This is a genomic window from Streptomyces sp. NPDC048473 (genome assembly GCF_043200155.1).
In the GTDB taxonomy this organism is placed as follows: Bacteria; Actinomycetota; Actinomycetes; order Streptomycetales; family Streptomycetaceae; genus Streptomyces.
In genome coordinates, this window is sequence record NZ_JBICXE010000025.1 from 83,058 (window position 1) to 109,985 (window position 26,928).

Here is a 26,928-nt window from a genome sequence, read left to right on the forward strand (position 1 = left end):
TCTTGTCGCTAACAGGAGGCATCATGCAACGACGCACGTTCCTCAGAAGCACCGCGGTGGCAGCACTCGCCGCCGTGCCCCTCACCACCTCGCTGTCGGGGAGCGCATCGGCGGCCGACATACCGGTCGGCTCCCTGGCCGAACTCCAGAGCGCGATCAACGGCGCCGCACCCGGCGACCGGATCGTCGTGGCCGACGGTACCTACACCGTGCCGTCGGGGGGCGCGATCAACGTCTCCGGCAAGAACGGCACCGGCGCCGCGCAGATCACCATCGTCTCGAAAACCCGCGGCGGTGCCGTGCTGCGCGGCGAACGCAGCTTCGTCTTCAGCAATTCGAGCAACATCACCATCAGCGGCTTCGCCTTCCGGCAGAGCGCCACGATGGAGATCCCGGAGAACTGCTCGGCGATCCGGCTGACCCGCAACGACTTCCAGCTCGCGGACATCGACGGCCTGTACTGGGTCGTCGTACGGGCGAACGACTCGAAGATCGACCGGAACCGTTTCCACGACAAGACCACCGCCGGCATCTTCATCGTCGTCGACGGCCCCGGCTCGACCGACATGGCCCAGAACCTCCACATCTCCAGGAACCACTTCTCCGACCACAGCTTCACCGGGTCCAACGGCGGTGAGCCGATCCGGCTCGGCGTCAGCGGCCGGGCACTGTCCAGCGCCCACGCGGTCGTGGAGTACAACCTGTTCGAGCGGTGCGACGGCGACCCCGAGGCCATCTCGGTGAAGTCCTCGGACAACACCGTCCGTTACAACACCATCCGCGACAGCCGTGGCGGAATCGTGCTGCGCCACGGCAACCGCTCCACGGTGGAGGGCAACTACGTGATCGGCGGCACCGACGGGGTGCGCCTGTACGGCAATGATCACCTGATCGTCAACAACTACCTCAGCGGACTGTCGTCCCGGGCCCTGGTGATCGGCAGTGGCACCACCCGTGACCACAATTCCGGCGAGACGGCGGATGAAAGGCGGGGGAACGACGCGTGCGACCGCGCGGTGATCGTGCACAACTCCCTGCTCAACAACGCCGGTACGCTCTCGGGCGAGACCCGCGAGTACGAGCCCCGGGACGTGGTCGTCGCCGACAACCTGCTGGTCGGCAACTCCGGCAGCCTGGTCGAGATGGGAGCCACCACCGGCTTCACCTGGCAGAGCAACATGGTGTGGGGTGCGGCCGCCAACGGCAATATCCCTTCCGGTGGTTACACCCGGGCCGACCCCCGGCTCAGTCAGGGACCGGACGGTGTCCTCCGGCTGTCGGCGGGAAGCCCGGCGATCGGCGCGGCCACGCTGGGCAGCCCGGCCGTGGACGATGACATCGACGGCGACTCGCGCGGCAGCACGCGGGACATCGGTGCCGACGAGTACTCGACTCTGCCCGCCCTCCGCCATCCCCTCACGACTGCGGACGTGGGTCCGGACGCATCGTGAGCGGCCGCTGGTGACGAGGCGCCGGTGAGATGGTCCGCCCGTCCGCCCCGGCCGGACCTCTTCGCCGTCATCCCGCGCGGAGCGGACCGGCCGGGTCTGCGGATCCGTGGCAGGCCCGAGTGCCGGCCGCAGGGAGTTTCCCTGGCCAGGCCCTGATTGTTGCCATGGGACCCGGGTCGGCGCCCAGCGCCTGATCGGACTCGGCCACCGCTCGGTGGCCGTGCCCACACAACCGCGCGGGCAGTTCGCCTCCCAGGACAGTCTCCGGGGCCTCCTTCCGGGCCTCGCCCGACCAGAAGGCCCGCCCCGGCCCGTCGACCGCCACCGTACGGCCCCGAGAAGGGCCACAGAAGACCTGCCGCAAGGCGACCACAGGAAGGGGATGTCGTGACCGCGAGGAGAAGAGGGGTGGTGCGGCGTACCGCGTTCCGAGCCGCCCGCCGACCGGGTCGGGTGGCACCGTGACCAGGCTGGGTCTGTGCTCGGTCACCTTCCGGCGGCTGGCTGCCGCCGAGGTCGCACGCTGCGCCGCGGACGCGGGCCTGGAGGTGGTCGAGTGGGGAGCGGACGTGCATGCGCCTCCGGAGGAGCCCGGCACTGTCCGCGCGGCCCGTGACGCTTCCGACAGGTACGGGCTCGCCTGCTGCTCGTACGGCTCGTACTTCCGCGCCACCCCGGGCGAACTGGCCGAATTTCCGGCGGTCGCCCGTGCCGCGGTGCTCCTCGGGGCGCCGCGGGTGCGGGTCTGGGCGGGCGGAGTCGGGTCGTGGGCCGCCACTCCGCAGGAGCGGCGCGGGATCGTGGCCTGCCTGCGGGAGGCGGCCAGGATCGCCGCGGACCACGGGTTGGAGCTCGCGCTGGAATTCCATTCGATGACCCTCAGCGACACCGTCGCCTCGACCCTTCGGCTGCTGGACGAGGTGGGCGCGGACAATCTCCGCACTTACTGGCAGCCGCCGCTCGACGCTCCCGACGAGGAGGCGGTGGCGGGGCTTGCCGAGCTCGGCGACCGGGTCAGCGCGGTGCATGTCTTCTCGTGGTGGCCGGGCAATCGCCGACTGCGGCTGGCAGACCGTGAGGACCTGTGGGCCGGGGTCTTCGACCTGCTGAAGGGGCGGCGCGAGGGGCTCGAAGCGCTCTTGGAGTTCGTGCCCGGCGACGATCCCGCCGTGCTGGCGCGCGAGGCCGCGACGCTGCGGCGCGCGGTGGCTCACCGACCCGGGCCTCCGGCGTAGTCGACCGCACGAAGGCGGTCTGACGGGAGCCTCGCGCGGCAGTCACCGACGTGGTGATCGCCAAGATCACCTCGCCCTGGCGCATCCCATGGTGATCTGCGCTGTCACCGGCATGGGATTGCGTGTACGCGACCTGCTGACGAGCGGCTCCCATCCCACCCCACTCCGACACCAGGACGGTAGACATGCACATCAAGGACAAGGACACACTCCTGTTCATCGGTGACTCCATCACCGACGCGGGCCGCGACCGTACACGTTCCGCATCGCTCGGCAGCGGATACGTTCACGAGATCGCGCAGACTCTGCGCGCGCGGGCGGGCGCCGGACGCGGCCCCGCTGTCATCAACAAGGGCCTCAACGGCAATCGTGTGTACGACCTCGAATCCCGCTGGACCACCGACGTCATCGACCACCGGCCCACCGTGGTCACGGTCAAGATCGGCATCAATGACACCTGGCGGCGCTATGACCGGGGACTCATCAGCCCGGTCGGCGAGTTCGAGGCATGCCTCGACCGCCTCCTCGCGGACACCGCGCGGAAACTGTCCGCACGACTGGTCGTCATCACCCCATTTCTGCTCCCGGTCACCTCCGACCAGGAAGCCTGGTACGAGGACTTGTCGCCCCGTACCGACGCCGTCCTTCGCGCCGCGCTGGCCAACGAAGCCCAGGTGGTTCGTGCGGACCTCGCCCTGCTCCGCGCCGCAGAGGAGCAAGGGGCAGCGGAGCTGGCCCCGGACGGGGTCCATCCGAGTCCCCTCGGCCACAGGCTGATCGCCGACGCCTGGCTTGCCGCGGTCGACCCTGTCCGCCTCGAATCTGCGACGGCAGTGCCGCGCGAGAGGCGGCCGGTCCGCCCGGAGGGCGACCCAGGGAGGCCCGGACGGGCCGGCGTACGCGGCTGAACAGCCGGGAGGAGCCCAGGGCGGGCGGTCCAGGCGTGCCCGCCCGTTGTGTCGAAGGGCTGCCGGCAGTGGTGCCCCGGGGCGCTTTTGGCATCAGGCGCGCGACAGCGCGGCTGCTCGCCCGCAGGGGCCCGGGGCGCCTCCTGGATTCGAAGGCCGAAGTGCTCGCACTCTCTGACGGCGTGCTGTCACGACGCGCGCCAGCCGCTCCAGCGCAGGACCGAGACCTCGACCACCGGCCCGCCGGGTGGCCGGCCGGCGTACTGCTGGTATTTCGCCGTGAGCAGGCTGATGCAGCGGGCCGCTTCGGGGGACCGGTCCGCCGGCGCGAGCACGCGGGCTTCGCCATCGGCCCGGGCCCACCACAGGCGGTCCCAGTCATCCTCGTAGTGGTCGGCGAGCAGACAGACCGACGGGTTGGCGGCGATGTTGGCCAGGCGTTTCAGCCGCGTCGTCCGCTTCGGTTTGTGGTCCACGGCCAGCATCACCGTGTCGCCGTCCAGAGCGAACACCACCGGAACCAGGTGCGGGCGGGCCGCCATGTCGGCCGTCGCGAGATGGGCGATGCGCGCCGCGGCGAACCGCTCCCGTGCCTCGGCTCTCGTCAGAGCGGGCATTGCACCCCTCCCCGGTGGTCACAGCGGTACGGAATCGCAAACCGGTCCCGCATTCCCGGCGCCTCAGCGGTACCGGGCGGCGACTTCGGCCAGTCGGTCCAGATGCTCCAGCGTCTCCCGTTCAGGCATCGTCGGTACGTAGAACAGCAGCCGCTCGATCCCCAGACCGATGTAGCCCTCGATCTGCTCGGGATCGTCGGGAGCCGCGTACACCGTCACCGGCACCTCGCGGTCGGCGAGGGCGCGCAGCCGCTCGATCTGCGGACCGAGCTCCTGCGGCGACATGCTGTTGGCCAGCCACGCGTCTCCGAGCTGCGCCACCCGCCGGAACGCGCCCTCGCCGCCGCCGACGTAGATCGGCGGATGGGGGCGCTGCACGGGCTTGGGCCACGCGAAGACCGGATCGAAGTCCACGAACTCGCCGTGGAACTCGGCCTTCTCCGCGGTCCACAACTCCCGCATGGCACGCAGCCGCTCATCGGTGAGCCGGCCGCGGGTGGAGGGGTCGGTGCCGTGGTTCCTCATCTCCTCACGGTTCCAGCCGATGCCGACACCGAGGATCACGCGGCCACCGGAGACCAGGTCGAGCGAGGCCACCTCCTTCGCCGTGATGATCGGGTCGCGCTGCGGGATCAGCGCGATGCCGGTGCCCAGCAGCAGCCGCTCGGTCACCACGCCGATCGCGGTCAGGGCCACGAAGGGGTCGAGGGTGCGGTAGTAGACCTCCGGCAGCTCACCACCGCCCGGGTAGGGCGTCTCGCGGCTCGCCGGGATATGGCTGTGCTCGGCGATGAACAATGAATCGAACGTACGTTCCTCAAGGGCGGTTCCGAGCGAGGTCGGGCGGATTCCCTGGTCGGTGATGAAGGTCGAGACCCCGAATTTCACGACGGCTCCTCAAAGGGGCGAGTACGGGAAAGGAACTGGTGGCACAGATCCCTGACTACCCGCCCCGGGTGATCCCGCCCCCATGACCACCCGGGAGAACCATCACGGAGCACGGCCTTGGGCCCGCGGTCGCAACCATGCGCCGGGGCACGGCGACCGCTTCGGCTCGCAGAACAACCGCTGCCAGAGCCCTTGGCTTGGACACAGGACCGCCGTTTGGCGGTTTAATTCGCCATTGGGCGTGGGTCTATTGGCTCGACCTGACCCTTCCGAATGATGATTGCGTCATCCGGGATGAACCCGGGCCGTCCGACCATCCCCATATACCACTATCGGGAGCAGTAACCATGGGCAAGCTGCAGGGAAAAGTGGCGATCATCACCGGCGGCACCACAGGGATCGGGCTGGCCACAGCAAAGCTCTTCGTCAGAGAGGGCGCCTATGTCTTCATCACGGGCCGCCGCCAGAAAGAACTCGATGAAGGCGTGCAGGCAATCGGCGGCAACGTATCCGGCGTTCAGGGGGACGTCGCCGAACTGGCCGACCTTGACCGCCTCTACGAGACCGTCAAGCTGAAGGGGCGGATCGATATCGTTTTCGCCAACGCCGGTCTAGGTGAGTTCGCTTCACTGGAAGACGTCACGGAGGACCATTTCGACAAAATTTTCGACATCAACGTGAAGGGGGTGTTCTTTACGGTACAAAAGGCCCTACCGCTATTGAATGACGGTGCCTCTATCATTCTCACGGGCTCCGTTGCGAGCGTCAAGGGAACCCCTGCGTTCTCGGTCTACGGCGCGAGCAAGGCTGCCATCAGAAATTTCGTTCGAGGATGGACTGTAGAGCTGAAGGATCGCCATATCCGGTCCAACGTCCTCAGCCCTGGTCCGATCGAAACGCCACTTGTGGCGATGCAGCCCCAAGACACCATCGCGAGGATTGCGTCCACGATTCCGATGGGCCGCATGGGGAAGCCCGACGAAGTTGCCAAGGCGGCGCTTTTCCTGGCCTCGGACGACTCCAGCTTCGTCACGGGAATCGAACTTTTTGTTGATGGTGGCAGAGCGCAAATCTGATACCGCAACGGCGCATCTGACAGTGTCGTCAGCCGGGCCCCGGCCACGCACGGGTTGCCGTGGACGCCATGGGCTTCGAGACCGTGGCCATCGCCCGCGGAGCCGGCAAGGAGGCATACCGAAAGATGCTCTCCGGCGCAGCGCGCTTCCGGATGGTGCTCAACACCCGCTGGCGCCGCACGTGTCGATTCATCACCCGCCCGGCTCAGAGCCACGAAGGCTTGAGCCCGGGAGATGGGAATTTCCTTCCTGACCAAGGAGCCTGACCGATGGACATCTCCTGTCAGTTCGCCACATCCCTGCACTCGCCCGAACACATCGCCGTCGCTGAGCAGTTGGGCTACCACCGCGCCTGGCTCCACGACACACCCGCTCAAAGCCCCGACGTGTGGGCGATACTGGCTCTGGCCGCCGAACGCACCCACCGCATCGGCCTCGCCCCCGGTGTCCTCGTCCCGACACTGCGCCATCCGATGGTCAACGCCTCCGGCGGCGCCACCCTCGCCGCCCTCGCACCCGGCCGAGTGACCCTCGCCTTCGGCACCGGCTTCAACGGCACGCGCGCCCTCGGTGCACCGCCGGCCACCTGGTCCTATCTCAGCACCTACGTCCGGACGGTACGCGGTCTGCTGCGCGGTGAGACCGTGGAATGGGACGGCGCCCCCATGCGCATGATGCATCCCGGCACGAACGCACCGCAGCGCCCCATCGACATTCCGGTGCTGGTCTCCGCGCTCGGCCCCAAAGGTCTCGCTGTCACCCGCGAGATCGCTGACGGCCTCTTCAGCGTCAACGGCGAAACCGCCCACGCCCGCGAATTCACCTGGGCCGCACTGGGTATCCACGGCACCGTCCTGGGCGAGGACGAACCACTCGACTCCCTGCGCGTCCGCGCCGCCGCCGGACCCGGCAACGCTCTGGCCTACCACGCCGCCTACGAATTCGGCGGCGACCCCACCACCCTGCCCGGCGGACAAGCCTGGCTCGACGCCATCACCGCCCATCCTCGCGCCCAACGCCACTTGGCCGTACACGACCAGCACCTCACCGACCTCAACGCGGCCGACGCCGCTGCCTGGAACGCAGGAAGCTGGCAGGCCATCACCTCCACCACCGTCACCGGAACCCCCGACCGCATCCGCGACAGGCTCAGCGCCTACGCCCGAGACGGCATCACCGAGATCGCCTACCAGCCCACCGGCCCCGACATCCCCGGCGAACTCGAACGATTCATCGCCATCGCCCGCGACGTATAGGGACCGACGCGTCGCACACCTCGTGCGCGGCGCGCACGGCGGCCGGTGTAGCACCCCGGGCCGAGCAGCAATTCGCGGATGACGGCGGATGACGGGTGTCGTCCGCCGCTCCCCGACCATGTCGAGGGCGTGAACAATCGCGCAATGCCGGGCGCAGCTGCGTCGGGACGGTTCTCGACTTCTCGCAAATCGGACTATTTACGCAACACGTGGCGCCCACGGTATTGCGTTCCGGGGCGATCCCGTTGAAGTCCTGGAGGAGCCAAGCTTCCCGGTCTGCTCCAGCCTCAGACTTGAGCCATGCCGCCGTCGACGCTCAGGTCCATGCCTGCACAGAAACTGCTCTCGTCGGATGCGAGGAAGAGTGCGGCCGCGGCGGCTTCCTCGGGGCGTCCCATGCGTCCGAGGGGGATGACCGATGCGAAGGCTGCCCTGATCGCGTCCGCGCCTTCCTTGGAGTCTGCTTGGCTGTCCATGATCGGGGTGTCGATCGGGCCTGGGCTGAGGACGTTGACCCGGATGCCGCGGTCCTTCAGCTCCTTGGTCCAGGTGCGGGCGTAGGAGCGCAGTGCGGCTTTGGTGGCGCTGTAGGTGGTGTACCCGGCGATGCCGGTGTAGGCGGCGATGGATCCGACGAGGATGATCGATCCGCCGTCGTTCATCAGGGGCAGTGCTTTCTGGGCGGTGAAGAGAGTGCCACGGGCGTTGAGGTTGAAGGTGCGGTCGAAGCTCTCTTCGGTGATCCGGCCGAACTCCTGCGGATCGACCAGGCCCGAGTTGGCGACGACGACGTCGATTTTCCCCTTCTCCTTCTCGATGGTCCGGAAGAGACGGTCGAGGTCGGCGGAGACGGTGACGTCGCCCTGGACGGTCATGACGTTTCTGCCGATCTCGTCTTTTGCCTTGTCCAGTTCGGGCCGGCGCCGCCCGGTGATGAACACGTAGGCACCTTCCTCCACGAACCTTTGCGCGGTCGCGAGTCCGATGCCGCTGCTGCCGCCGGTGACGAGCGCCACCTTGCCGTCCAGCCTGTTCATGGCTGTGACCTTTCATGTGTGAATCGTGGGGGTTCTGGCAGTCTGGGGTGTCTCGCACGCTTCAGGCACTGCCTTGCCGGCTCTGTTCTCATCCGGCGATGAGGTCGAACTCGTTGCCCTCGGGGTCGGCGAACGTCGGCCGGCGAGCGGATCCCTGAGCGACAACGCGGATCCGGGAGGCGCCGAGGGCGACCAGCCGCTGCGGGTCAGCCTCGAAGGTGGGGCCGATGAGGTCGAGGTGCAGCCGGTTCTTCACCGACTTCGGCTCGGGGACCTGGTGGAAGCTCAGCCAGGGGTGCCCCGAACGGGTCGAGTGTGGCGAATTCGGGGCTCGCACCTGAGGTGACGTCCCTCCCGAGTGCCTCGGTCCAGAAGTGGGCGAGTTTCTCGGCGTCGACAGCGCCGACGCTCAGGCCGTACACAGCGTTGCTCATGAGCGTTTTCCTCTCAGAGCAGGCAGGTTCAGATGGCGGTGCGGCCGCCGTCGACGGCGACGGTCGCTCCGGTGACGTAGCCGGCCTTCGGCGAGGCGAGGAATGCGACGACCTCGGCGATCTCGGCGGGCTGGGCCGCGCGCTTCATCGCGGTGGTCTCGGCGATTGCGTCGAACAGGTCGCGGGCCTCGGGCCGGGTGTAGACGGGGCCGGGGGCGACCGTGTTGAAGCGGACGCCGCGGCCGCTGTACTCGGCCGTCCAGCCTCGCGTCAGTGACGCCAGCGCGGCCTTGGTCGCACCGTACGCGGCGCCCGTGGCCATGCCGATACTGCCGGCCATGCTGCCGATGTTGATCACGCTGCCCGACCCCTTCGCCGCCATCGCCGGGGCGAAAGCCGCCACGAGGAAGAACGGTGCGCGGACGTTGCTGGCGAACATCGCGTCGTAGTCGGAGACCTTCATCTCCTCGGTCGGTGCCCAGATGGCTTGCCCGGCGTTGTTGATCAGGACGTCGATCTCGCCGACGTCGGAGGCGAGCCGGTCGATGCCGGCCGGGTCCTCAAGGTCCGCCTCGACAAACCGCGCGTGGCCGCCTGCCGTGGTGATCTCGTCGACGGTCTCGGCGCCACGCCGGGCGTTACGGCCGGCCACGACGACGGACATTCCGTCGGCGGCGAGCCGCTTGGCGACCGCCCGGCCGATGCCGGACGTGGCCCCGGTGACCAGGGCAGTAATGGGGTGCAGGTCGGGGTTCGCGTGCTCCACAGACATGGGATGCACCTTTCCGAATTGTTCTCCAGACCGGCGGGTCCGGCTAACACATCCAATCTAGACAGACCTGTCTGGATGTGCAAGGGCAGCGGGCAGCCAATTGAAGACAGACAGACCTGTCTGCTACCGTGTGAGTATGTCTACGAAGGTGCTCTCACCGCAGGCACGCAGCGCGGCAGCGCGGGCGCGGCTGCTGGCCGCGGCCAACGAGCTGTTCTACGCCGAGGGTGTGCAGTCGGTCGGGATCGACCGCGTCATCGCGCACGCCGGAGTCGCGAAGGCAACGCTGTACAGCGCGTTCGGCAGCAAGGACGGCCTGGTCCGGGCCTACCTCCAGGCACGGCACGCCGCGACCGCCGAGCGCATGAGACACGAGCTCGAAGCGCGTTACGACACCGCGAAGGAGCGCCTGGTCGGCGCGTTCGAGGTACAGGGGCTGTCGTTCACCGAGCCGGGGTTCCGCGGCTGCGCGTTCATCAGCGCGAGCGCCGACGCCCCGCCCGGCGGTGTCGTCGAACAGGCCGCGCGGGACTACCGCATCTGGCTGCACGAGCTCTTCTACGACCTCGCCCAGCAGGCAGGCGCCAAGGACGCGAAGTCACTCGCCCACCAACTGGTGATCCTCTACGACGGCGCCGGAATCAGCGCCTGGCTGGACCGCAACCCCAGCGCCGAATCAGCGGCCCGCACCGTAGCCGCCGCCCTGGTCGACGCCGCCGTCCCGGACTGAACCGGCCCACGTCGACCGCGATCGCCGAGCCCCGATCCAGGCGACGGGCGTCGCAAGTGAGCTTCGGCGGGCTTGTGCTGCGGGTTGGTGAACTGTCGGTCGTTGCGGGGCAGGGGTGATCGCCCGGTCGGTCAGTTGCAGCAGCCGCACCGGCTCTGCCAGACGCACCACCGGCGCCGACCCCGCATCCGCCATCAGTTTCGGCTCGTAGAACACGACGGAGGACCGCGGGAGCAGCATGGTCAGACCGCATCTCGCGGATGTTCCCTCGATCTGTGGGTGTGCAGCCGTAGGAAGTCTCATCGTCCCGGCCCAGAGGGCATCCGCGTCTTCATGTCCAGGCCCTGGACCGGCTATTGATCGGTGGATCGAGGCTTAGGATGCGACCGTGCAGAGCTGGCGTCCGACGCGTTCGACGAATGACCAACTGTCCGTCATCGACAGTCTCAGCGCTCTGCCGTTCCCCGACCAGGAAGAGCAGCAGGGGGAAGGGGAGCGGTGGAGCGGCCCCGGATATCACCTGGCCGTGCTCCGGGAGAGCCAGGACTTCTGGGAGGACCGCAGTGAGGAGATCGTCGAGGCGGCCGAGCAGGCGCTTGAGGGCGATCTTGCGACGCTGGCTGCGGTTCTGACCGACCGCTGGGGTACTCCGGAGACCGTCGACCTGTGGCCGCATCCCGGACTCGACAGTCCCGACCCCGGGCTCGTGGCACCCGAGCCGTTGGCCTTCCTGTGCGGCGTCGCAGGCAGCATGCAGGTCTGGCGGCCGGCCGCTCCCGACCGGTGGCTCGCGCTGACCATCGGCCAGGCCGATCCCGAGTTTCCGCTCCAATTGCTCGCGGCTTTCGGTGAGGCGTCCGCACTGCCCGAATGATCCGGCTGCGGCGGACGGTCCGCGCGCGCCGGTCAGTACAGCAGGTCCAGCTCGGCGCGGACCGTCTTGCCCAGCGGTAAGCGGTCCAGCACCGTCCACCGGTCGGCCAGCGCCTCGACCAGAATCAGCCCGTACCCGCTGCCGGAACCGGGCGGCGGCGGTACAAGTTCCCCCGGCCCCGGCGGGCGCCGCTCGCCCCGCGTATCGCTGACCTCGATGCGCAGGACGCCGAGTGTCTGCGTGTCACCCGGCGCATGCGTCAGCCGCAACTCGAAGTCGCGGCCCGGCACCCTGCCGTGCGTTGTCGCGTTCGCGGCCAGCTCGGCGACGATCAGCGCCGCCGTCTCCGAAGCGTCACTGCGGTACGGGATGCCCCAGTCGTGCAGCACGTGCAGTGCGAGATGCCGGGCGAGCCTTGCTCCGCGAGGCGTGGAACTGAAGCGCTGCGCGAACACACACACGGTGAACGATGGTTGGGGAGTGGAGAGTGCTTCCATGCGCCCACCCTGACGGCCGGAACCCCCATCGGACCAGCTCAGCAACTCGTACGCTGAGTCAGCGTACGGGTGCAGAGGGTAGACGGTACGCGTAACAGTCCGTGACCATGGGCGAGTTGCGGACCAGGACAGGCGCAGGGCACGGGAGGTGGCCGGACATGACGGACGGCGTCGGCGGAACGGGTGGGGCGACGGGCGCGAACGGGGAGCCGGAACCCTCGGACAGCCTGAAGGCGTTCGGGGAGGTCGTCAAGGTCTTCCGTAAACGAGCGCTGCTGACACAGGAGCAGTTCGCCCCGATGGTGCGGTACTCGGTGCCGACGGTCGCCTCGATCGAGCAGGGGCGACGGTTTCCGCCGCCGGCTTTCGTGGACCGGGCGGAGGACGTGCTGGATGCGTTCGGGGTCATCAAGGCCGCGGCCAAGCATTTATCGCGGCGGTCTGGGTTGGCAAGTTGGTTCCAGCAGTGGGCGCAGTTGGAGTTGTCCGCCCTCAGTCTGTACACGTACGAATGCCGGTTGATTCCCGGCCTGTTGCAGACGGAGGCATACGCGCAGGCCTTGTTCGTCAACCAGCTTCCCCCGCTCGGCGACGAACAGATCGAAGCACAGATGATTGCGCGGACCGAGCGACAACGTCTACTCACGGAGCGGCCGAACACCGCCTACAGCTTCATCCTCGAAGAACACCTGTTCCTGAGGCGCACCGGCGGGCGCGAGGTCACCCTGGGACTCATCGACCATGTGCTCGACCTGGCGAAGCTAAGGAACATCGAGATCCAGGTAATGCCAGTGGTGCGGCACAGCCACGCGGGATTGGACGGCCCCATGCAACTGCTCGAAACCCCGGAGCACAAGTGGTACGGCTATTCCGAGGGGCAGAAGAGCGGCCACTTCATGCCCGACCCAAAGCTCGTCAGCACGCTCCAGATGCGGTATGCCAGGATGCGTTCACAGGCTCACTCTCTCGAATACTCCGTGAGCCTGTTGCAGCGGATGCGAGGAGCGGCATGAGCACCACAGACCTGGCCTGGTTCAAGAGCAGCTACAGCAGCCCCTCAGGCGACTCCTGCGTAGAAGTCGCCCTCTCCTGGTACAAGTCCACCTACAGCGGCGGCGACGGCGACTCCTGCGTAGAGGTAGCCACCTGCCCCACCACCGTCCACGTCCGGGACTCCAAGGTCGAGCAGGGCCCCCAGCTCGCCCTCTCCCCCGCCGCCTGGACCGGCTTCGTCGCTTACGCCGTGAACGGCTGACCGGACGCTGACCGGCACGACACCGCGCAACGGATCAACTCCGTTGCGCGGCGCGGCGGGTATCAGGCGTCAGCGGTCAGGACAGCGCCAGCTCGATGACGTTGTTGGCCTCCAGGACCCACGTCGCGCTCAGGCCGCCTTCCTTGACCCGTGCGTCGCCGTCGCCCTTGAGGACGCCGATACGGTTGCCCGACAGAGCGATCTGAATGGCGTGGGTGTACTCGTGGACCCACGTGGCGCTGAGGCCGCCATCCTTCACGTACGCGTCGCCGGTGTCCTTCAGGACGCCGATGCGGTCGCCCGACAGTTCGAGCTGGATGACGTCGTGGGACTCCTTGACCCACGTGGCGTGGAGACCGCCCGCCTTCACCCAGGCGACGCCGTCACTCGTGAGCACACCGATGCGGTTGCCGGCAAGGTCGATACCGATGACGTTGTCGGACTCCTTGACCCACGTGGCGCTGAGACCGCCCTCCTTCACGTACGCGTCGCCGTTGCCCTTCACGACGCCGATGCGGTTGCCGGACAGTTCCAGTTCCTTGACCTTGTGGGACTCCAGGACCCACGTGGCGCTGAGGCCGCCATCCGTGACGTAGGCGTCGCCGTTGTCCTTCACGACGCCGATGCGGTCGCCGGACAGGGCGATCTGCTTGACGTCGTCGGCCTCCCGGACCCAGGTCGCGCTGAGGCCGCCCTCCTTCACCCAGGCGACGCCGTCACCCGTGAGAACACCGATGCGGTTGCCGGACAGGGCGATCTGCTTGATCTCCTCGGCTTCCTTGACCCAGGCCGCACTGAGGCCGCCCTCCTTCACGTGGGCATCGGCGTTGTCACGCAGGGTGCCGATGCGGTTGCCGCCGTCGCCGGAGACCGTGCCGGGCACCGCGTTGGCCGTGGACGCACCAGTGAGGCCGGCCAGGGCCAGAACGGCGGCGACCGCGGAGAGCGTCTTGGGATTCATCCGTGTAACTCCTGTACGCAGAGCAACCCTTGGGCCCAGAGAGCGGAGCCCATGGGGGATTGAACAATCCGAAGACGATCAACGACTGCAAGAGCCGACAGCGCATAGGCCATTGGAGTGATGGGGGCGCACTGAGCAGGTCCTTGCCGCGCGCCGGGCGCGGGCGGCAAGGACGTAGCCGCCGGCTCGGATCAGTACGCGAAGCTGGACTTGCCCAGCTCCGTCGTCGCGACGCGCAGGATTGCGCTGCCCGCCGGAAGGACGGTCACCGGCTTTCGGGTGGGATTGACGGTGCCGTCGCCGAGCTGCGCGTTGGCATTGGCGCCCCAGGCGATCACCGAACCGTCGTCGCGGGCGGCGACGGTGTAGTCCAGCCCGCTCGCGATGTCCGTGACGCCTTGCAGGACGTCGATCGGGACCGGAGTGGTGCGGTTGATGGTGGTGTCGTCGCCGAGCTGGCCGGAGACGTTGTAGCCCCAGGCGCTGACGCTGCCGTCGTCCAGGATGGCGAAGCTGTTGTAAGTGTTGGCGGAGAGCTTCGCGACGCCTTCGAGCTGCAGGACGTCGACCGGGACGTTGCTGTCGGTCAGGGAGTCGTTGCCGAGCTGACCGAAGCCGTTGTACCCCCAGGACTTGACGGCGCCGTCCGCCGTGAGGGCCAGGACGTGGTAGCAACCGACGGAGATGGAGACGACGTCGGTGAGGTCCTTGACCTTCTGCGGGGTGTTGCGGTTGTTGTTGTCGCCGGTGCCGAGGCGGCCGTTGGCGCCCGCGCCCCAGGTCCAGACGGTGCCGTCCTGGCGCAGGGCGGCGCTGAAGTCGCAGCCCGCTCCGACGTCCTTGACCTGCTTGAGGCTCTGCACCTCGACCGGGGTCTTCTGCACGCCGTTCGCGTCGGGGGTGGTCACACCGTTGCCGAGCTGGCCACTGGCGTTGCTGCCCCAGGCGAGAACGCGGCCGCCGCGTACGGCAAGGGCGTGGTTGAGGCCCGCGTCGACCTCGCTGATGCCCGAGAGTCCGGCGACGGTGGCGGGGAAGCTCTGGTTGGTTGTCGTGCCGTTGCCGAGCTGGCCGGTGAGGTTGGCACCCCAGGACTTCACCGTGCCGTCCTTGAGGAGGGCGACGGCGAACGCGTTCTTGTCCGCGTCTCCGCCACCGGAGAGCTCGCGTACGTCGTCGCGGGCGATGCCCTGGACGTCGGCAGGGGTCTGCTGGTTGACGGTGCTGCCGTTGCCGAGCTGGCCGAGGTTGTTGGTTCCCCAGCCGCGTACCCATGGATCGCTGGGCGCGGCGTACGCGGACAGGGCGGCCGTGGCGAGCGCGGCCAGGGTGAGGGTCGCGGTGGCGGTGGTGCGCACCGTGCGTCGCTTGGTCATGCGGGGCCTTTCCGGGGTGAGTTCGGGATGCGGGGAGGTACAGCGGGGCTCAGTACGCGTACGTCGTGTTGCCGCCCAGCGACGCGGCCACGCCCTTGATCGCGGAGCCCTCGTTGAGGATCTTCACGGAGTCGTAGCGCGAGACGGTGGTTCCGTTGCCGAGCTGGCCCTCGCCGTTGTGGCCCCAGGTGACGACGTCGTCGGCGGTGACGGCGACTCCGTGGCGCGCGCCGGCCGCGATGTGCTGGACGCCCTCCAGCCGGGGGATCTCGATGGGTGCGGTGTGATTGGCGCGCGAGATGTTGTTGTCGAATGCCTCGTCGGTCTCCAGGAGCTGGCCGTACTGGTTGTTGCCCCAGCCCCAGACCTTGCTGTCGCTGGTGATCGCGTAGTTGTGGTTGGCGCCCGCGTCGATGTCGGAGACGTCCTCCAGCCAGTCGACGTCCACCGGGGACACGGCGGACTTGGTGGAGGAGTTGCCGACCTGGCCGTAGAGGTTGTAGCCCCAGGACTTGACGGTGTTGTCGGCGGTCAGTGCCAGTGCGTGGTGGCAGCCCGCGTCGATCTTGGTGATGTTCTCCAGGCCCTGAACCTGACGCGGTACGGAGCTGACGGCGCGGCTGCCGTTGCCGAGCTGGCCGTAGACGCCTCGGCCCCAGGCGTACACCTTGCCGTTCTCCAGCAGCGCCAGGGAGAAGTCGCAGCCAGCGGAGATCTGTTTGACCTTGGGCATGCCCTGGACCCGGTCGGGGACGGCCCGGCTGTCGCCGGTGCGGTTGTTGCCGAGCTGACCGTAGGCGTTGTCGCCCCAGGAGAAGACCTGGCCGGCGGTGTCGAGGGCGAGGGCGTGCTCGCCGCCCGCCGCGATGTCCTTGATGTTGCTCAGGCGGGGCACGGTGGTGGGGACCGGCTGGTCGGTGCGGCCGCCGTTGCCGAGCTGGCCCGAGGAGTTGTTGCCCCAGGACTTGACGGTGTTGTCGGTGCGGGCGAGTGCGAAGGAGTCCGCGGAGGAGGTGCCGCCGGCCGAGATCTGGTCGACGTCGCCCCGGAAGAGGCTGGTGACGGAGGCGGGGCTGAGGCTGTCCGTGGTGGTGCCGTTGCCGAGCTGTCCGGTGCGGCCGGCGCCCCAGGCGAGCACGGTCGGGTTGCCCTCGTTGGCGGCGGCGGGGGTGATGGCCGGTACGACGGTCAGCGCGGCGGCCGTCACGGCGATGGCGGTCAGGGTGCGCAGGCGTAGCGAGCGGCGCGTGGAACGGGACATGGAGGTCCTTCGATTCGGGGGGTGGGGTGAGGCGCGGGGCGGGTTCCGGGGCGTGACCGACCGGCGGGCGTGGGATGCCCGCGGCGATGCCCGGCGGACCGGGTCACAGCCGCCGCGCTCTCCTGCAGAGTGACCGACCAAGATCGTTAACGCGAGCCAAAACGGCACTGTCCACCCGAGCGACGGGCCGCTGTATGGGTTAGGGGGCAGAACGCAGGCGGGTTCGGGCAGCGTTACGGGGCCGGGCGGGCGGACGGGTCGCCGTCGCCTCGTCGGGTTCCCGGGCTCCGGGCGCCACTACGCCGATACGGTGAGGTTGCCACCGCACCCGTAACTTCCGTGTGTCCTCGGCGTCTTCGGGCCGGACTTGGGTAGCTTCGGCCATGCGCTCAGTGATCTTGGTGGCGATTCGCGCCCCGCCCTGGGCCCATTCCCTCTCACCCCACAGATGCCCTGGAGCCCCCGTGCGTCCACTGCTGCCTGCCCACCGTCGCCGCCCCGTTCTGCGGGCCGCCGTGCTCACATCCGCCCTCGCCCTGTCGACCGCCCTGCCGGTGTTCGGGCTCGCCTCTCCCGCGTACGCGCAGTCCGTCACCGCCGTCCGGGGCGCCGCCCCCGCCGAGGAGTGCAAGCCGGACGACCAGGCGTGCAAGGACCGCGAGTCCAACGCCAAGGAGGCGGCGGAGATCGAGAAGGCGCAGGAGAAGAACCAGGCCGCGGCGGGCCAGGCCGACAAGGACATCAAGGAGGCCGGCGAGAAGCTCAAGGAGTGCCCGCCCGGCTCCGCCTCGTGCATGGAGAAGCTGACCGGCAAGGGCGAGCGCGAGGAGGGCGGGATCTCGGACATGACCGGGACCATCGACTCGTTCAAGCCCGACCCGTCCGACAACGCGGCCTCCGCCGTCGAGTCCACGTGTGCGGACTTCCCCGCTTCGCTGCCGGCGGGAGCGGCCGACGACAGCCAGTCCGCCTTCCCCGTCTCGCAGCTCTGCTCCCTGCTCGGGTCCTGAACGGCCCCGCTCCCCCGCTCCCCGTGGCTTCTCGTCACAGTCGGAAGGAACTCCGTCATGCCCAAGCGCGCCCTGTGCCGCTCCACGCTGGTCCTGCCCCTGATCACCCTCGGCCTGATCGCCCCGCTCGCCCCCGCAATGGCCGACGAGGGTCCAAGGAGCATGGAACAGGTGCCCACCGCCCGTGCGTTCACCGCTGGCAACCGGGCGGCGAAGGTCAGTGAGGTACTGAAGTACTGCGAGAAGAACAAGGCCAGGCGGAGCTCCTGCAGGTTCAAGATCGACCCGGCGAAGGACCGGGAGTTCGCCACCGCGGTCAAGTCGCTGGGCAACGCGGTCGTCAACTGCACGGTGGACGAGATCAACGTGGACCGTACGGTGACATTGCGCACCACCAGCACCGACAACATCGGCGGCGAGATCTCCGGCAGTGTCACCGCCACGGGTACGGTCGCCGCCACCGGCCTGGTCACCACCTCCGCCGCCAACGAGACGACCATGGCCAACACGACGCCCAACATGAAGGAGGGGCCCACCTCGACGAACACCAACAAGACCACCGTCTCCGGTCTCGCGACGGCCTCCGGCACCCTGACCGCCTCGCTCGCGTTCCAGGCCGCCTTCAAGGCGACGTACTCCAAGTCCTGGACGGTCGACAACACCGAGACCACGACGTACAAGACCACCGTCAAGCCCTACGACATGCTGGTGTTCGGCGCGAGTGCGGCCATGCGGCGAGTGGTCGGCAGCCTGGTCACCGACCGGGGCAAGAAGATCATCGGCATCGCGGTGGACAGCCCGTCCATGGTCAACAGCAGCACGTTCGTGGCCCAGACCTACCCCGTCCCGGACAGCATCTGCGGGCGTAAGCGGCCCGCCCAGAACACGGCGGGCGACGACGACAACACCCGTTCCGCACAGGGTGAGTTGCGGGAGGTTCCGGCCGAGGGTCTGGTACCGCGGGGTGCCCTGCCCGAGCGTGAGGACGCCCTGCCGCCCGCCCAGCACTGACCCCCGCCGACAGGAGCAGAAAAAGTCATGACTCTCCCTCTTCGCACCCTGGCCGCCGTCGGCGTCGCCGGGATCGTGCTGTCCCCCGCGCTGGGAGCCGCTCCGGCGGGTGCCGCAGCCGCGGCCGGTTCCCAGACCGTTCCGGTCCTGAACGGCGACTTCGCCGACCCCGCCATGACGAACGACGGCCCCACCACCGTCGGCATCGACTTCTGGACCGGCTCCAACCAGCGCTATTCACCGGCCGCTTCGGGCCGCACCGACCATGCTCACGGGGTCGCGCTCCAGAAGGACGGCAACACGCTGCGGCAGCGGCTGCGCGGGGTCCGTTCCGGGGCCAGGGTCACCGTCAGCTACGAGGACAGTCCGGCGGTCTCCAAGGAGTGCACCCCCGAGCAGGTGGCGGACGGGCAGCCGTACACCGTGGAAGGCTCCGGCGGACCGGTCACGCCGGTCACCACGGCGGGCGACCCGGGCCGCACCAAGGGCAAGGCGGGGCCCGGCCGTTGGGCGCAGCGGACGTACGAGTTCACCGCCACGGAGAACGAGCCGCTGCTCACCTTCACCTCGAAGGTCACCGACACCCGTACCCATGTGACATGTTCGCCGATGGTCACCAAGGTGCGCGCCGTCGAGGTGCCGCTCGCGCTCGACAAGACCGTTCCCAAGACCAACCTGGAGCGCTCGGAGGCGTACAAGGGCAACGAGCGCGAGAAGACGCTGCACAACGCGGCCGCCGCCTGCAACGGCGAGAACGCCTGCACCTTCCGGCCCGACACCCGTATGTCCTTCCGCTACTACGACCAGGCACGGGTGGTCGGCGAGGCTTTCATCAACTGCACCCGGAATCCGCTGGAGCACACCCGGGTCCTCACCTACGCCGAGCGCAGCCACGACAGCATCTCGCAGACGTATGTGGACGCGAACCTCGCGCTCTCGGAGGTCGCCAGGCTGCCCACCACCGGCGACCGCACGGAGGACGAGAAGCGGATCAAGGAGCGCCCGATGGCGACGCAGTTCGCCCTCGCCTACGAGAAGGGCTGGCAGCGGCCCTGGCAGTGGTTCAGCAGCGACCGGCGGGAGATCGTGGAGAAGATCCAGCCCGGTGAAGTGAGCTGGGTCGAGATGCAGCCGAGCCGGGAGCGGGTCGAGGGCTGGTTCCTCAGCGGCAAGGACGACTACCGGCTGCACGCGGTCATCGACGGCCCCTCGCGTGCCGTACCGGACCGCATCCTCCAGCGCACCGGCCCCATGTCCGAGGCGGAGAAGCAGCGTTGTGCCGCATCCCGGCCGATGACCAGCACACCGGTGGGTGCGGACTCGGCGGCATCCTCCGCCGACAAGGGCCAGCTGAACGTCGGAACCCCGACCGCGCCGGGCGTACGGGCGCTGCGAACCGTCCCGCTGGGCTGAACGCCTCAACGAGGGTTGCCCGGGTGACCTTCCGGCAGGGTGCATGCGGGAGCGGCGTGCCTTGATAGCGTCGCTCCCGCGATTGCGGACCGTTCCCCGCCGGGGTCGTCGCTGCGCCCGGACAGCCCTGCCCTCGACGGACGGCCGACGGAGCGGGCGTGCTGACGGTACGGGGACGTTCGCGGCAAGGACGAAGAGGACCGACGCATGAGCCTCGCGCAGTTGCACTACACCTCTGCCTCTGCGGGGGACGACGGGGGCGGCGCACGGTTCACAGCGGTCAGCGCCGGTGTACCCACGCCGGTGCTGGCCGAGGCCGAGCAACTCCTCGGCTACGAGCCGCCGGCCGGGGCCCCGTACCACCCCACGACCGCTGAACTCCGGTCCTTTCCCGAGGCGTTCAGCTTCAGCGCGCTGTCCGACGGCAGCCATCTGCTGAGCCGTACGGTGGCGCTCGGCGGCCCCGGCGCGGGTCGCTTCCACGCGCACGCGGTGCATCTCCCGGCCGGTACCCGACTGCCGGGCGACGCGCTGCCGGTCACGGCCTGGCGGTCGCCGAACTGGGCCTCCACCGCACCGGACGGCGGCACGCCCGGCCGAATAGCCTCCCTGCCCGCCTCCGCCGCCTTCGGGCCGGAGGCGCTGAAAGACTTCGCGGTGTCCCGGAGCCCCTGGCTGGCGGCGGTCTTCGCCGATCTGCGCCGGGCGAGCGAGGAACCGTCGTCGGCGCGAGTGGTTCTCGTGGAGCGGCAGAGCGCCGATGTGGCCCGGTGGATCGCTCTGGCCGGGGCCGTGCTCCCGCCGGAGAGCGCGCAGCGCCTGACCTTCACGACGTACACCCGCCGTCCGGCGCAGTCCCCGCATCAGGTCGTCGGAGTGCTGCCGCAGGACGCACCGGAACCGAACGGCTCCGGCAACGGGCTCGGGCTCCGGGTGCACGCCTGCACCGGGGCGCGCCCTGAGCGTCCGGTGGACGACGCCTGGGCCGAGACCTGCGCCCGGATCTGGCGGAGTCGGTCTCCGGAGCTGTTCCGGGCGGCGGCGGAGCTGCCCGGCGAGCCCTTCGCCGCCGGACCGCTCGCCGTCACGGCACTCTGCGCGGGCGTCGCGCTCGGCCCCGTCGAGCGTGCCGCGGCAGCCGACTGGGCCGCCGAGCGGCCGTACGCGCTGGACGAGGAGCGGACGCAGCGCCTGACCGAGGCGCTGACCGCTCCCGGCATCGACCGTACGAGCCACGAACTGTCCTGTGTGGCTCGGCTGTTGACCGCTCTCGACGGTCGGTCCCCCGCCGCCACGGCCGCATCGCTCGCCGCACTGCTGGTGACGGAGGCGGTACGCGGTGGCAATGTCACACTCGAACCGCCCGCGCGCTCGGCCTTCGCCGAACCGGCCGGGGAGCGTGCCGCCGCCGCACTCGTCGTGGCCCTGGGCGACGACCTCCGTACCGAACTCGCAACCGGTGCGTCCACCGCGCCCGGCCGCAGTGTGGCGCGCACCGTGCAGCTGCTGCGGATCGCGCGGCTGCTCGACGTGGACTGTACGGACCTGCTCCCCGATGTCGTACACCGGATGGCCCGGTCCCTGCTGGACGAAGGGGCGGCCGACTGCGCGCCGGTGCTGCTCGACCTCCTGGACGAACAGTTCGATGTCCGTACGGCGCTGCTGGGCGAGCTGGACCGGATCGCCCCGCACGATCCGGCGGGGACGGAGCGGCTGCTGACCGGTGTCGCCCTGCCGTTCACCGGGGCACAGGCGCTGCCGCATCTGCGGATGTGCGCGGCGGCGCCGGACGCCGGGGCGGGCGGCGGCGACCGGGTGAAGGTGCTGCACACGGTGCTCCGCGCCGGTGGAATGTCACCTTTCACCGAACCGCTGGTGCTGCGGACCGCGGTGGGCCTTGTGTGGGGCGAGGACACACCCACGGCGGGCGAGGCCCGGCAGCTGCTGGGCGGGACCACCTCCGACGCGCACCGTACGGCCGGTACGTGGTCCGCTCTCGTCGCGGCGGCGCTCGGTGCCCCCGCCGACGACGAGGAGGCCCCCGAACTCGCCCATGACCTGTTGCGCGGCTTCCCGCAGGAGATCGGCGCGCGGGTGCGCGGTGCCCTGCTGCTCCTGGAGTTCGCGCGGGACGTGCGGTCGGGGGCGGCGGAACCCGGCTGGACGGAGCGGGCCCGGAAGCTGTGCGCCGGGGCCGAACCGGTGGAGCCGGGCGTACGCGACCAGGCGTTCGGCGCCCTGGCCGGGCAGCTGCTCGCTCCGGACCGGCCCGAGGCGGAGCTGTACGCGTTCGTCCACAGCGACGACGCGGACCTCATCGCGACTTACGGCAGGGCCGCCCGCCATGACATGGTCCTGGCCCGGCTGCGCTCCGAACCCGCTTATGTGGCCGACTGCTTCACCGTCTGGAGCTCCCACCCGCACGCGGGCCGCGCCTGGAGCGAGACGCGGGCGGCGCTGCTGGAGGAGGTGCTGCGGCCTGTGGTGCGCGGCCTGTCCGCCGCCGAGGTGGCGGCGGTGGAGGAGGCCGCCGAGCGTACGGGCAGCAGCCGCACGGCGGAGGCGTTCCGGGCATGGAACCGGCCGGGCGGCTTCGGCAGACGGCTCGGCAGCAGGCTGACGGCACGGGTGCGGCGGTCGTAGCCGAGCTCAGGACATCAAGAGGTCGCGAGTCCTCGGGCAACCCGCGGGCGTCAGCTGTGCCGGACCGTGCTGCCCGGAGTCCGTGATCAGGCAGAAGTTACCTATAAGTATCTAGTGACTTTGCGCGCAATCGACAGTAGAACCTGCTTCACTCTGTCGAGAGTGAAGGACGCCACATGAGCGACACCACCATGCATGATGCTGGATCCAAGAGTGTCTCGCGTCGAAGGTTCATCGCAGGAACCAGTTCTATTCTGGGAGCCGTGGCTCTCATCGGCCACGCCGCCCCGGCTCAGGCGAAAGCTGTCTCCACTGCGGCTCCGATCGACTCCGGGACCCATGTCCCGGCCCTGGTGATCGGCACCGGATACGGGGGCTCCGTCGCCGCCCTGCGTCTCGCCCAGGCCGGCGTCGACGTACACATGATCGAGATGGGCATGGCCTGGGACACGCCCGGCCCGGACGGCAAGATCTTCGCCAACACGACCCAGCCGGACAACCGGTCCTACTGGCTCCGCACCAAAACCAAACAGCCCCTCAGCAACTTCCTCGGCTTCCCCATCGACAAGGACATCTCCCGCTACACCGGGATCCTGGACGCCGAGGAATTCGGCGGCATCACGGTCTATCAGGGGCGCGGTGTCGGAGGCGGTTCGTTGGTCAACGGCGGCATGGCGGTCACTCCCAAGCGCGAGAACTTCGGCGCCATCCTCCCGTCGGTGAACGCCGACGACATGTACGGCATCTACTACCCGCGTGCCAACGCCGGGCTCGGGGTCAACACCATCGACCCGGCCTGGTTCGAGACCGCCGAGTGCTACCAGTACGCCCGGGTCGGCCGTAAGCAAGCCCAGCGTTCCGGCTTCCCGTTCGTTTTCGTTCCCACCGTGTACGACTGGGACTACATGAAGCAGGAGGCGGCCGGTACCGTCCCCAGATCGGCGCTGGACGGCGAGATCCTCTACGGCAACAACTACGGTAAGAAGTCGCTGCCGAAGACCTACATCGCCCAGATCAGGGCCACCGGCAAGGTCACCATCTCTCCACTGCACAAAGTCACCTCGGTCGCCCCGGCGGCCGGTGGCGGCTACACCGTCGTCATCGACCAGATCGACACCAACGGGGACACCACGGCCACCAAGTCCGTGACCGCAGACAAGGTGTTCTTCGCGGCAGGCAGCGTCGGCACCAGCAAGCTGCTGGTCACGCTGAAGGCCACCGGAGCGCTGCCCCGCCTGAACGACGAGATCGGCAAGGGCTGGGGCGACAACGGCAACGTCATGTGCGGCCGCGCCAACCACCTGTGGGACCCGACCGGCAAGGTCCAGGCGTCCATACCCACGGGCGGCATCGACAACTGGGCTGCTGGTGGTGCGTTCGCCGAGGTCGCGCCGCTGCCCACCGGGATCGAGACGTACGCCTCGTTCTATCTGTCGATCACCAAGAACCCGAACCGAGCCGAGTTCTCCTGGAACGCCGCGACGAGCAAGGTCGATCTGAGCTGGCAGACCTCCTGGAAGCAGCCGTCCATCGACGCGGCCAAGACGATCTTCGACAAGATCAACAAGGCGGAGGGGACGATCTACCGCACCGACCTCTTCGGCACCTACAAGATCTGGGGCGATCACCTCACGTACCACCCGCTCGGAGGCGCGGTGCTGAACAAGGCCACCGACAACTACGGCCGCCTCCACGGCTACTCCGGCCTGTACGTCATCGACGGCTCGCTGATCCCCGGCAACACCAGTGTCAACCCGTTCGTCACCATCACCGCGCTCGCCGAACGGAACATCGAAGAGATCATCGCCGCCGACCTGTAATGGTGAGATCGAAGCCCGGGGCCGGGCGGGCTCACCGAGCGGCCCCGGACCACTTCAGTGCCCGGGCAGCGCGCACACGGTGTCGAGGCCCAGCACATGGTTGAGCCGGCCGAACGCCAGCCACGAGCCGATGCTCATGCTCAGCTCCACGATCTCGGGCTGGCTGTAGTGCGCGGTCATCCGAGTCCAGAACTCGTCATCGAGGCCGTGGTGGTCCAGGGCGTACCGCTCGGCGTACTCGGCGGCCAACCGGGTCCGGTCGTCGAAGGCGTCAGTGGTGCGCCACCGGGCCACCGCGTCGGCGAACTCCTCCTCGACCTTCGCTCCGTCCCGTTCGGTCCGCCAGTCAAGGCAGAAGATGCACCCGTTGATCTGTGCGATCCGCAACCGCGCGGCCTCGAACTCACGTAGTCCGAGGGTCGTGTGGGCATACACCGACATCGAGAAATTCGCGGCGGCGATCCCGATCCCGGGGATCATCTCCCCCCACACGTACTCGATCGCATCCTTGCCTTCGGGGATATCGATGTTCATCGTTGTCTCCTTCCGAGTCTGCCGACCGCGGGGCGCAGTGGGACGTCGAGCGCGTCGTAAAGTCCGGGTTCCGCGCCCACAAGCCAGTCGATGGCGCTCACGAGCCTGCCGACTGCGGTGGCATTCCCGCCCGCGGACCGGTTCTCGCCCTCGTCGGTGGCCTCGACCGTGACCTCGATGCGCGGGCGGCCCTCGATGACCACCCGATGTGCGCCGTCGCCGTCGGGCGGCGTCGGCCAGTCCGGTGCGCAGGACGGATGGATGCGCGTGATGTGCTCGATGATGATGCGGGGTTCGCCCTCGACGATGCCTTGCACCTCGAACCGGACAGCGCCCTGGGTGCCCGCCTCGAACTCGCCCATCGTCCTGGTACTCACCATGGTCTCAAGAGGGCGCCGGTCCAACGTCTCGCAGATGTCGTCGAGTTCGACACCGAGGGCTCTGGCCATCAGCCGCACTTGGCCGCCCCAGACCATCGTGGGGACCGTCGGCGCGAGCATCAGCGGCTCATAGTCCATCGGCTGTCCCATGCCGACCAAATACCGGACCGAGTCCTCCTGGTCGTAGGTGGAGTAGTCGAAGATCTCCTGACAGCGGATCACGTCCACGGTGGTTCCGAGTCCGCTGATCAGCAGCGGCAGCACGTCGTTACCCCAGCCGGGGTCGACACCGGAGACGAACAGCGAGCCGCCACCCTCAGCGATGGCGGCCAGCACCGGATCCCGCAACACCGGCGGGGCGCCCAGCTGGTCGTAGAGCGCGTACACCGCAGGGGTGACGACTACGGCTCCGCCTCGGATGGCCCTGATGATGTCGGTGAGGGCCTCGTCGGGGCGGATGTCGCCGGACGCCGCGTACACCACCGCCTGGGGACCGGAGGCCAGCACACTGTCGATGTCGTCGGTCGCGGCAACCCCCAGACCGCGGTCGAGCCCTCCGAGGTCGCCCGCGTCGCGGCCGACCTTGTCGGGGTTGTGGACGAGCACGGCAGTGAGCGTCAGCGCCGGATGGGCATCGACGGCACGGATCGCCGCGCGGCCGACGTTTCCAGTACCCCAGACAACCGTGGAAATCATGCGCGGAGGGTAGCGAGAGGGCGCATCAGTTCATAGTGGCGTGACCGGAAAGAATTCCAATCGCTCGTGTGCAGCAGGGCGATGAATGGGCTTTCCCGGACAGCGTGCCGTTCCAGCAATTCCAGCACGAGCTGAGGCACACCCGGGCGCACTGAAGGGTGGCGGTGAGGTTGCGGCCCGTCCTGAGCTTCCGGACCCGGCCGGACATACGTCACGGCTTCCTCGGAGCGACCGGTACCGTAGACCGTACGATCTCGTGGGCCTCCTGACGGGCTGCGTGAACCGCCGGAGGAACAGATGAGGAAGCCATGACGACGAACCGCGGACGCAAGGACGTCATCCGGGACCGGATGGCCGCGACCGGCGAGTCGTACAACGTCGCCGCCCGCAATCTGAAGGCGATGAAGGACATGGGCGCCACGCGTGAGGCCGTCCTCACCCAGCGCTGGCGTCCCGCCGACTCGCTCGACGTTCCGTGCCCCTGCGGTGGTACGTGCGAGCCCGGCGAGAGGTGCGAGCGCTGCCACGCGCTGCACCGGCACGTGGCGCGCTACCCCGGCAGCGTCACGGACGTGGAAACCTGGGCGGACCGTTACGACTGCATGGGCTGCGCGTCCTCGTACATCCTGACCGTGATGCTGCCCGGCCGGCCGTGGGGTGTCGCCGAGACGGTGGTCCAGGGCGGGTCCGCGGAGCCGGTCGTGCGGGCCCGGGTCTTCCCCGGTGTCGCCCACCCGCTGCTGCGGCCGGAGAGCCCCGAGAACGAGAACGGGGACGAGGGCTGACGTCCGGC

General features: G+C 68.9%; 27 protein-coding genes. 16 read left to right on the top strand and 11 right to left on the bottom strand.

From position 1 onward, the window contains the following. Positions 1 to 23 precede the first annotated feature (23 nt). From ACGFU7_RS31665 to ACGFU7_RS31675, 3 genes are all read left to right on the top strand, one after another. Positions 24 to 1,451 carry a polysaccharide lyase 6 family protein gene (locus tag ACGFU7_RS31665; RefSeq protein ID WP_393700350.1) on the top strand — a complete coding sequence of 476 codons (1,428 nt, stop codon included), beginning with the start codon at positions 24 to 26 and terminating at the stop codon, positions 1,449 to 1,451. A 461-nt stretch (positions 1,452 to 1,912) separates the two neighbouring features. Beyond that, positions 1,913 to 2,686: a sugar phosphate isomerase/epimerase family protein gene (locus ACGFU7_RS31670; RefSeq protein ID WP_393700351.1), complete on the top strand. Its 774-nt coding sequence runs from the start codon at positions 1,913 to 1,915 to the stop codon at positions 2,684 to 2,686. Positions 2,687 to 2,871: 185 nt separating this feature from the next. Then, the gene (locus ACGFU7_RS31675; protein ID WP_393700353.1) at positions 2,872 to 3,594 is read left to right on the top strand and encodes an SGNH/GDSL hydrolase family protein; all 723 of its coding nucleotides are present in this window, start codon (positions 2,872 to 2,874) and stop codon (positions 3,592 to 3,594) included. A 188-nt stretch (positions 3,595 to 3,782) separates the two neighbouring features. Here ACGFU7_RS31675 and ACGFU7_RS31680 read toward each other — a convergent pair whose 3' ends face one another. Beyond that, entirely contained in the window at positions 3,783 to 4,211 is a 429-nt protein-coding gene (locus ACGFU7_RS31680) for a TIGR03668 family PPOX class F420-dependent oxidoreductase (protein WP_393700354.1), read from the bottom strand. A 63-nt stretch (positions 4,212 to 4,274) separates the two neighbouring features. Further along, complete coding sequence (locus ACGFU7_RS31685) at positions 4,275 to 5,099, bottom strand: LLM class F420-dependent oxidoreductase (protein ID WP_393700355.1); 825 nt, start codon at positions 5,097 to 5,099, stop codon at positions 4,275 to 4,277. A gap of 347 nt (positions 5,100 to 5,446) precedes the next feature. On the opposite strand from ACGFU7_RS31685, the gene ACGFU7_RS31690 reads away from it, so the two are divergent. From ACGFU7_RS31690 to ACGFU7_RS31700, 3 genes are all read left to right on the top strand, one after another. After that, on the top strand, positions 5,447 to 6,175 hold the full coding sequence (locus tag ACGFU7_RS31690) for a glucose 1-dehydrogenase (RefSeq protein WP_393700357.1): 729 nt from the start codon (positions 5,447 to 5,449) through the stop codon (positions 6,173 to 6,175). Between the two features lie 68 nt (positions 6,176 to 6,243). Next, entirely contained in the window at positions 6,244 to 6,441 is a 198-nt protein-coding gene (locus ACGFU7_RS31695; protein ID WP_393700358.1) for a hypothetical protein, read from the top strand. A 3-nt stretch (positions 6,442 to 6,444) separates the two neighbouring features. Continuing rightward, complete coding sequence (locus ACGFU7_RS31700) at positions 6,445 to 7,431, top strand: LLM class flavin-dependent oxidoreductase (protein ID WP_393700360.1); 987 nt, start codon at positions 6,445 to 6,447, stop codon at positions 7,429 to 7,431. Positions 7,432 to 7,718: 287 nt separating this feature from the next. Here ACGFU7_RS31700 and ACGFU7_RS31705 read toward each other — a convergent pair whose 3' ends face one another. The 3 genes from ACGFU7_RS31705 to ACGFU7_RS31715 all read right to left on the bottom strand — a co-directional run bounded on the left by ACGFU7_RS31705 (position 7,719) and on the right by ACGFU7_RS31715 (position 9,674). Continuing rightward, positions 7,719 to 8,468 (bottom strand): SDR family NAD(P)-dependent oxidoreductase, encoded by a 750-nt coding sequence (locus tag ACGFU7_RS31705; protein ID WP_393700361.1) that lies wholly within the window; start codon positions 8,466 to 8,468, stop codon positions 7,719 to 7,721. Positions 8,469 to 8,556: 88 nt separating this feature from the next. Further along, complete coding sequence (locus ACGFU7_RS31710) at positions 8,557 to 8,805, bottom strand: VOC family protein (protein ID WP_393700362.1); 249 nt, start codon at positions 8,803 to 8,805, stop codon at positions 8,557 to 8,559. A 125-nt stretch (positions 8,806 to 8,930) separates the two neighbouring features. Next, on the bottom strand, positions 8,931 to 9,674 hold the full coding sequence (locus ACGFU7_RS31715; protein ID WP_393700363.1) for an SDR family NAD(P)-dependent oxidoreductase: 744 nt from the start codon (positions 9,672 to 9,674) through the stop codon (positions 8,931 to 8,933). A gap of 136 nt (positions 9,675 to 9,810) precedes the next feature. Between ACGFU7_RS31715 and ACGFU7_RS31720 the strand changes: the two genes are divergently transcribed. Beyond that, entirely contained in the window at positions 9,811 to 10,404 is a 594-nt protein-coding gene (locus ACGFU7_RS31720) for a TetR/AcrR family transcriptional regulator (protein WP_393700365.1), read from the top strand. Between the two features lie 388 nt (positions 10,405 to 10,792). Then, positions 10,793 to 11,278 (top strand): hypothetical protein, encoded by a 486-nt coding sequence (locus ACGFU7_RS31725; RefSeq protein ID WP_393700366.1) that lies wholly within the window; start codon positions 10,793 to 10,795, stop codon positions 11,276 to 11,278. Positions 11,279 to 11,310: 32 nt separating this feature from the next. On the opposite strand, the gene ACGFU7_RS31730 is transcribed toward ACGFU7_RS31725, so the two are convergent. After that, positions 11,311 to 11,775: an ATP-binding protein gene (locus ACGFU7_RS31730; protein ID WP_393700368.1), complete on the bottom strand. Its 465-nt coding sequence runs from the start codon at positions 11,773 to 11,775 to the stop codon at positions 11,311 to 11,313. Positions 11,776 to 11,933: 158 nt separating this feature from the next. Here ACGFU7_RS31730 and ACGFU7_RS31735 point away from each other — a divergent pair, with 158 nt between their 5' ends. After that, positions 11,934 to 12,788 carry a Scr1 family TA system antitoxin-like transcriptional regulator gene (locus ACGFU7_RS31735; protein WP_393700369.1) on the top strand — a complete coding sequence of 285 codons (855 nt, stop codon included), beginning with the start codon at positions 11,934 to 11,936 and terminating at the stop codon, positions 12,786 to 12,788. Then, positions 12,785 to 13,030 (top strand): DUF397 domain-containing protein, encoded by a 246-nt coding sequence (locus tag ACGFU7_RS31740; protein WP_393700371.1) that lies wholly within the window; start codon positions 12,785 to 12,787, stop codon positions 13,028 to 13,030. Before ACGFU7_RS31735 ends, ACGFU7_RS31740 begins: the two co-directional genes overlap by 4 nt. A gap of 76 nt (positions 13,031 to 13,106) precedes the next feature. Here ACGFU7_RS31740 and ACGFU7_RS31745 read toward each other — a convergent pair whose 3' ends face one another. The 3 genes from ACGFU7_RS31745 to ACGFU7_RS31755 all read right to left on the bottom strand — a co-directional run bounded on the left by ACGFU7_RS31745 (position 13,107) and on the right by ACGFU7_RS31755 (position 16,628). Continuing rightward, the gene (locus tag ACGFU7_RS31745; RefSeq protein ID WP_393700373.1) at positions 13,107 to 13,991 is read right to left on the bottom strand and encodes a peptidase S1; all 885 of its coding nucleotides are present in this window, start codon (positions 13,989 to 13,991) and stop codon (positions 13,107 to 13,109) included. A 191-nt stretch (positions 13,992 to 14,182) separates the two neighbouring features. Next, positions 14,183 to 15,367 (bottom strand): RCC1 domain-containing protein, encoded by a 1,185-nt coding sequence (locus ACGFU7_RS31750; protein ID WP_393700375.1) that lies wholly within the window; start codon positions 15,365 to 15,367, stop codon positions 14,183 to 14,185. Positions 15,368 to 15,416: 49 nt separating this feature from the next. Beyond that, on the bottom strand, positions 15,417 to 16,628 hold the full coding sequence (locus tag ACGFU7_RS31755) for an RCC1 domain-containing protein (protein WP_393700376.1): 1,212 nt from the start codon (positions 16,626 to 16,628) through the stop codon (positions 15,417 to 15,419). A 464-nt stretch (positions 16,629 to 17,092) separates the two neighbouring features. On the opposite strand from ACGFU7_RS31755, the gene ACGFU7_RS31760 reads away from it, so the two are divergent. The 5 genes from ACGFU7_RS31760 to ACGFU7_RS31780 all read left to right on the top strand — a co-directional run bounded on the left by ACGFU7_RS31760 (position 17,093) and on the right by ACGFU7_RS31780 (position 24,525). Next, entirely contained in the window at positions 17,093 to 17,638 is a 546-nt protein-coding gene (locus ACGFU7_RS31760; protein WP_393700378.1) for a hypothetical protein, read from the top strand. A 57-nt stretch (positions 17,639 to 17,695) separates the two neighbouring features. After that, on the top strand, positions 17,696 to 18,649 hold the full coding sequence (locus ACGFU7_RS31765; RefSeq protein ID WP_393700380.1) for a hypothetical protein: 954 nt from the start codon (positions 17,696 to 17,698) through the stop codon (positions 18,647 to 18,649). A gap of 27 nt (positions 18,650 to 18,676) precedes the next feature. Then, positions 18,677 to 20,062, top strand: a complete 1,386-nt coding sequence (locus ACGFU7_RS31770; protein ID WP_393700381.1) for a hypothetical protein — start codon at positions 18,677 to 18,679, stop codon at positions 20,060 to 20,062. Positions 20,063 to 20,269: 207 nt separating this feature from the next. Beyond that, the gene (locus ACGFU7_RS31775; protein ID WP_393700383.1) at positions 20,270 to 22,705 is read left to right on the top strand and encodes a GTPase-associated protein 1-related protein; all 2,436 of its coding nucleotides are present in this window, start codon (positions 20,270 to 20,272) and stop codon (positions 22,703 to 22,705) included. Positions 22,706 to 22,881: 176 nt separating this feature from the next. Continuing rightward, on the top strand, positions 22,882 to 24,525 hold the full coding sequence (locus ACGFU7_RS31780) for a GMC oxidoreductase (RefSeq protein ID WP_393700384.1): 1,644 nt from the start codon (positions 22,882 to 22,884) through the stop codon (positions 24,523 to 24,525). A gap of 54 nt (positions 24,526 to 24,579) precedes the next feature. Here the strand turns inward: ACGFU7_RS31780 and ACGFU7_RS31785 are convergent, their stop codons facing one another. Next, on the bottom strand, positions 24,580 to 25,059 hold the full coding sequence (locus ACGFU7_RS31785; RefSeq protein WP_393700386.1) for a carboxymuconolactone decarboxylase family protein: 480 nt from the start codon (positions 25,057 to 25,059) through the stop codon (positions 24,580 to 24,582). Beyond that, the gene (locus ACGFU7_RS31790; RefSeq protein ID WP_393700387.1) at positions 25,056 to 26,135 is read right to left on the bottom strand and encodes a dihydrodipicolinate reductase; all 1,080 of its coding nucleotides are present in this window, start codon (positions 26,133 to 26,135) and stop codon (positions 25,056 to 25,058) included. Before ACGFU7_RS31790 ends, ACGFU7_RS31785 begins: the two co-directional genes overlap by 4 nt. 308 nt (positions 26,136 to 26,443) lie before the next feature. Between ACGFU7_RS31790 and ACGFU7_RS31795 the strand changes: the two genes are divergently transcribed. Continuing rightward, complete coding sequence (locus ACGFU7_RS31795) at positions 26,444 to 26,920, top strand: hypothetical protein (RefSeq protein WP_393700389.1); 477 nt, start codon at positions 26,444 to 26,446, stop codon at positions 26,918 to 26,920. Positions 26,921 to 26,928 lie beyond the last annotated feature (8 nt).

What these genes read in the sequence shown, in the direction of transcription:
- ACGFU7_RS31715 (WP_393700363.1), bottom strand. Translation starts at nt 9,674, where the DNA reads ATGTCTGTGGAGCACGCGAACCCCGACCTGCACCCCATTACTGCCCTG.
- ACGFU7_RS31780 (WP_393700384.1), top strand. Translation starts at nt 22,882, where the DNA reads ATGAGCGACACCACCATGCATGATGCTGGATCCAAGAGTGTCTCGCGT.
- ACGFU7_RS31665 (WP_393700350.1), top strand. Translation starts at nt 24, where the DNA reads ATGCAACGACGCACGTTCCTCAGAAGCACCGCGGTGGCAGCACTCGCC.
- ACGFU7_RS31700 (WP_393700360.1), top strand. Translation starts at nt 6,445, where the DNA reads ATGGACATCTCCTGTCAGTTCGCCACATCCCTGCACTCGCCCGAACAC.
- ACGFU7_RS31680 (WP_393700354.1), bottom strand. Translation starts at nt 4,211, where the DNA reads ATGCCCGCTCTGACGAGAGCCGAGGCACGGGAGCGGTTCGCCGCGGCG.
- ACGFU7_RS31770 (WP_393700381.1), top strand. Translation starts at nt 18,677, where the DNA reads ATGACTCTCCCTCTTCGCACCCTGGCCGCCGTCGGCGTCGCCGGGATC.
- ACGFU7_RS31795 (WP_393700389.1), top strand. Translation starts at nt 26,444, where the DNA reads ATGACGACGAACCGCGGACGCAAGGACGTCATCCGGGACCGGATGGCC.
- ACGFU7_RS31750 (WP_393700375.1), bottom strand. Translation starts at nt 15,367, where the DNA reads ATGACCAAGCGACGCACGGTGCGCACCACCGCCACCGCGACCCTCACC.
- ACGFU7_RS31740 (WP_393700371.1), top strand. Translation starts at nt 12,785, where the DNA reads ATGAGCACCACAGACCTGGCCTGGTTCAAGAGCAGCTACAGCAGCCCC.
- ACGFU7_RS31705 (WP_393700361.1), bottom strand. Translation starts at nt 8,468, where the DNA reads ATGAACAGGCTGGACGGCAAGGTGGCGCTCGTCACCGGCGGCAGCAGC.
- ACGFU7_RS31675 (WP_393700353.1), top strand. Translation starts at nt 2,872, where the DNA reads ATGCACATCAAGGACAAGGACACACTCCTGTTCATCGGTGACTCCATC.
- ACGFU7_RS31765 (WP_393700380.1), top strand. Translation starts at nt 17,696, where the DNA reads ATGCCCAAGCGCGCCCTGTGCCGCTCCACGCTGGTCCTGCCCCTGATC.
- ACGFU7_RS31730 (WP_393700368.1), bottom strand. Translation starts at nt 11,775, where the DNA reads ATGGAAGCACTCTCCACTCCCCAACCATCGTTCACCGTGTGTGTGTTC.
- ACGFU7_RS31745 (WP_393700373.1), bottom strand. Translation starts at nt 13,991, where the DNA reads ATGAATCCCAAGACGCTCTCCGCGGTCGCCGCCGTTCTGGCCCTGGCC.
- ACGFU7_RS31785 (WP_393700386.1), bottom strand. Translation starts at nt 25,059, where the DNA reads ATGAACATCGATATCCCCGAAGGCAAGGATGCGATCGAGTACGTGTGG.
- ACGFU7_RS31720 (WP_393700365.1), top strand. Translation starts at nt 9,811, where the DNA reads ATGTCTACGAAGGTGCTCTCACCGCAGGCACGCAGCGCGGCAGCGCGG.
- ACGFU7_RS31790 (WP_393700387.1), bottom strand. Translation starts at nt 26,135, where the DNA reads ATGATTTCCACGGTTGTCTGGGGTACTGGAAACGTCGGCCGCGCGGCG.
- ACGFU7_RS31695 (WP_393700358.1), top strand. Translation starts at nt 6,244, where the DNA reads ATGGGCTTCGAGACCGTGGCCATCGCCCGCGGAGCCGGCAAGGAGGCA.
- ACGFU7_RS31755 (WP_393700376.1), bottom strand. Translation starts at nt 16,628, where the DNA reads ATGTCCCGTTCCACGCGCCGCTCGCTACGCCTGCGCACCCTGACCGCC.
- ACGFU7_RS31690 (WP_393700357.1), top strand. Translation starts at nt 5,447, where the DNA reads ATGGGCAAGCTGCAGGGAAAAGTGGCGATCATCACCGGCGGCACCACA.
- ACGFU7_RS31735 (WP_393700369.1), top strand. Translation starts at nt 11,934, where the DNA reads ATGACGGACGGCGTCGGCGGAACGGGTGGGGCGACGGGCGCGAACGGG.
- ACGFU7_RS31775 (WP_393700383.1), top strand. Translation starts at nt 20,270, where the DNA reads ATGAGCCTCGCGCAGTTGCACTACACCTCTGCCTCTGCGGGGGACGAC.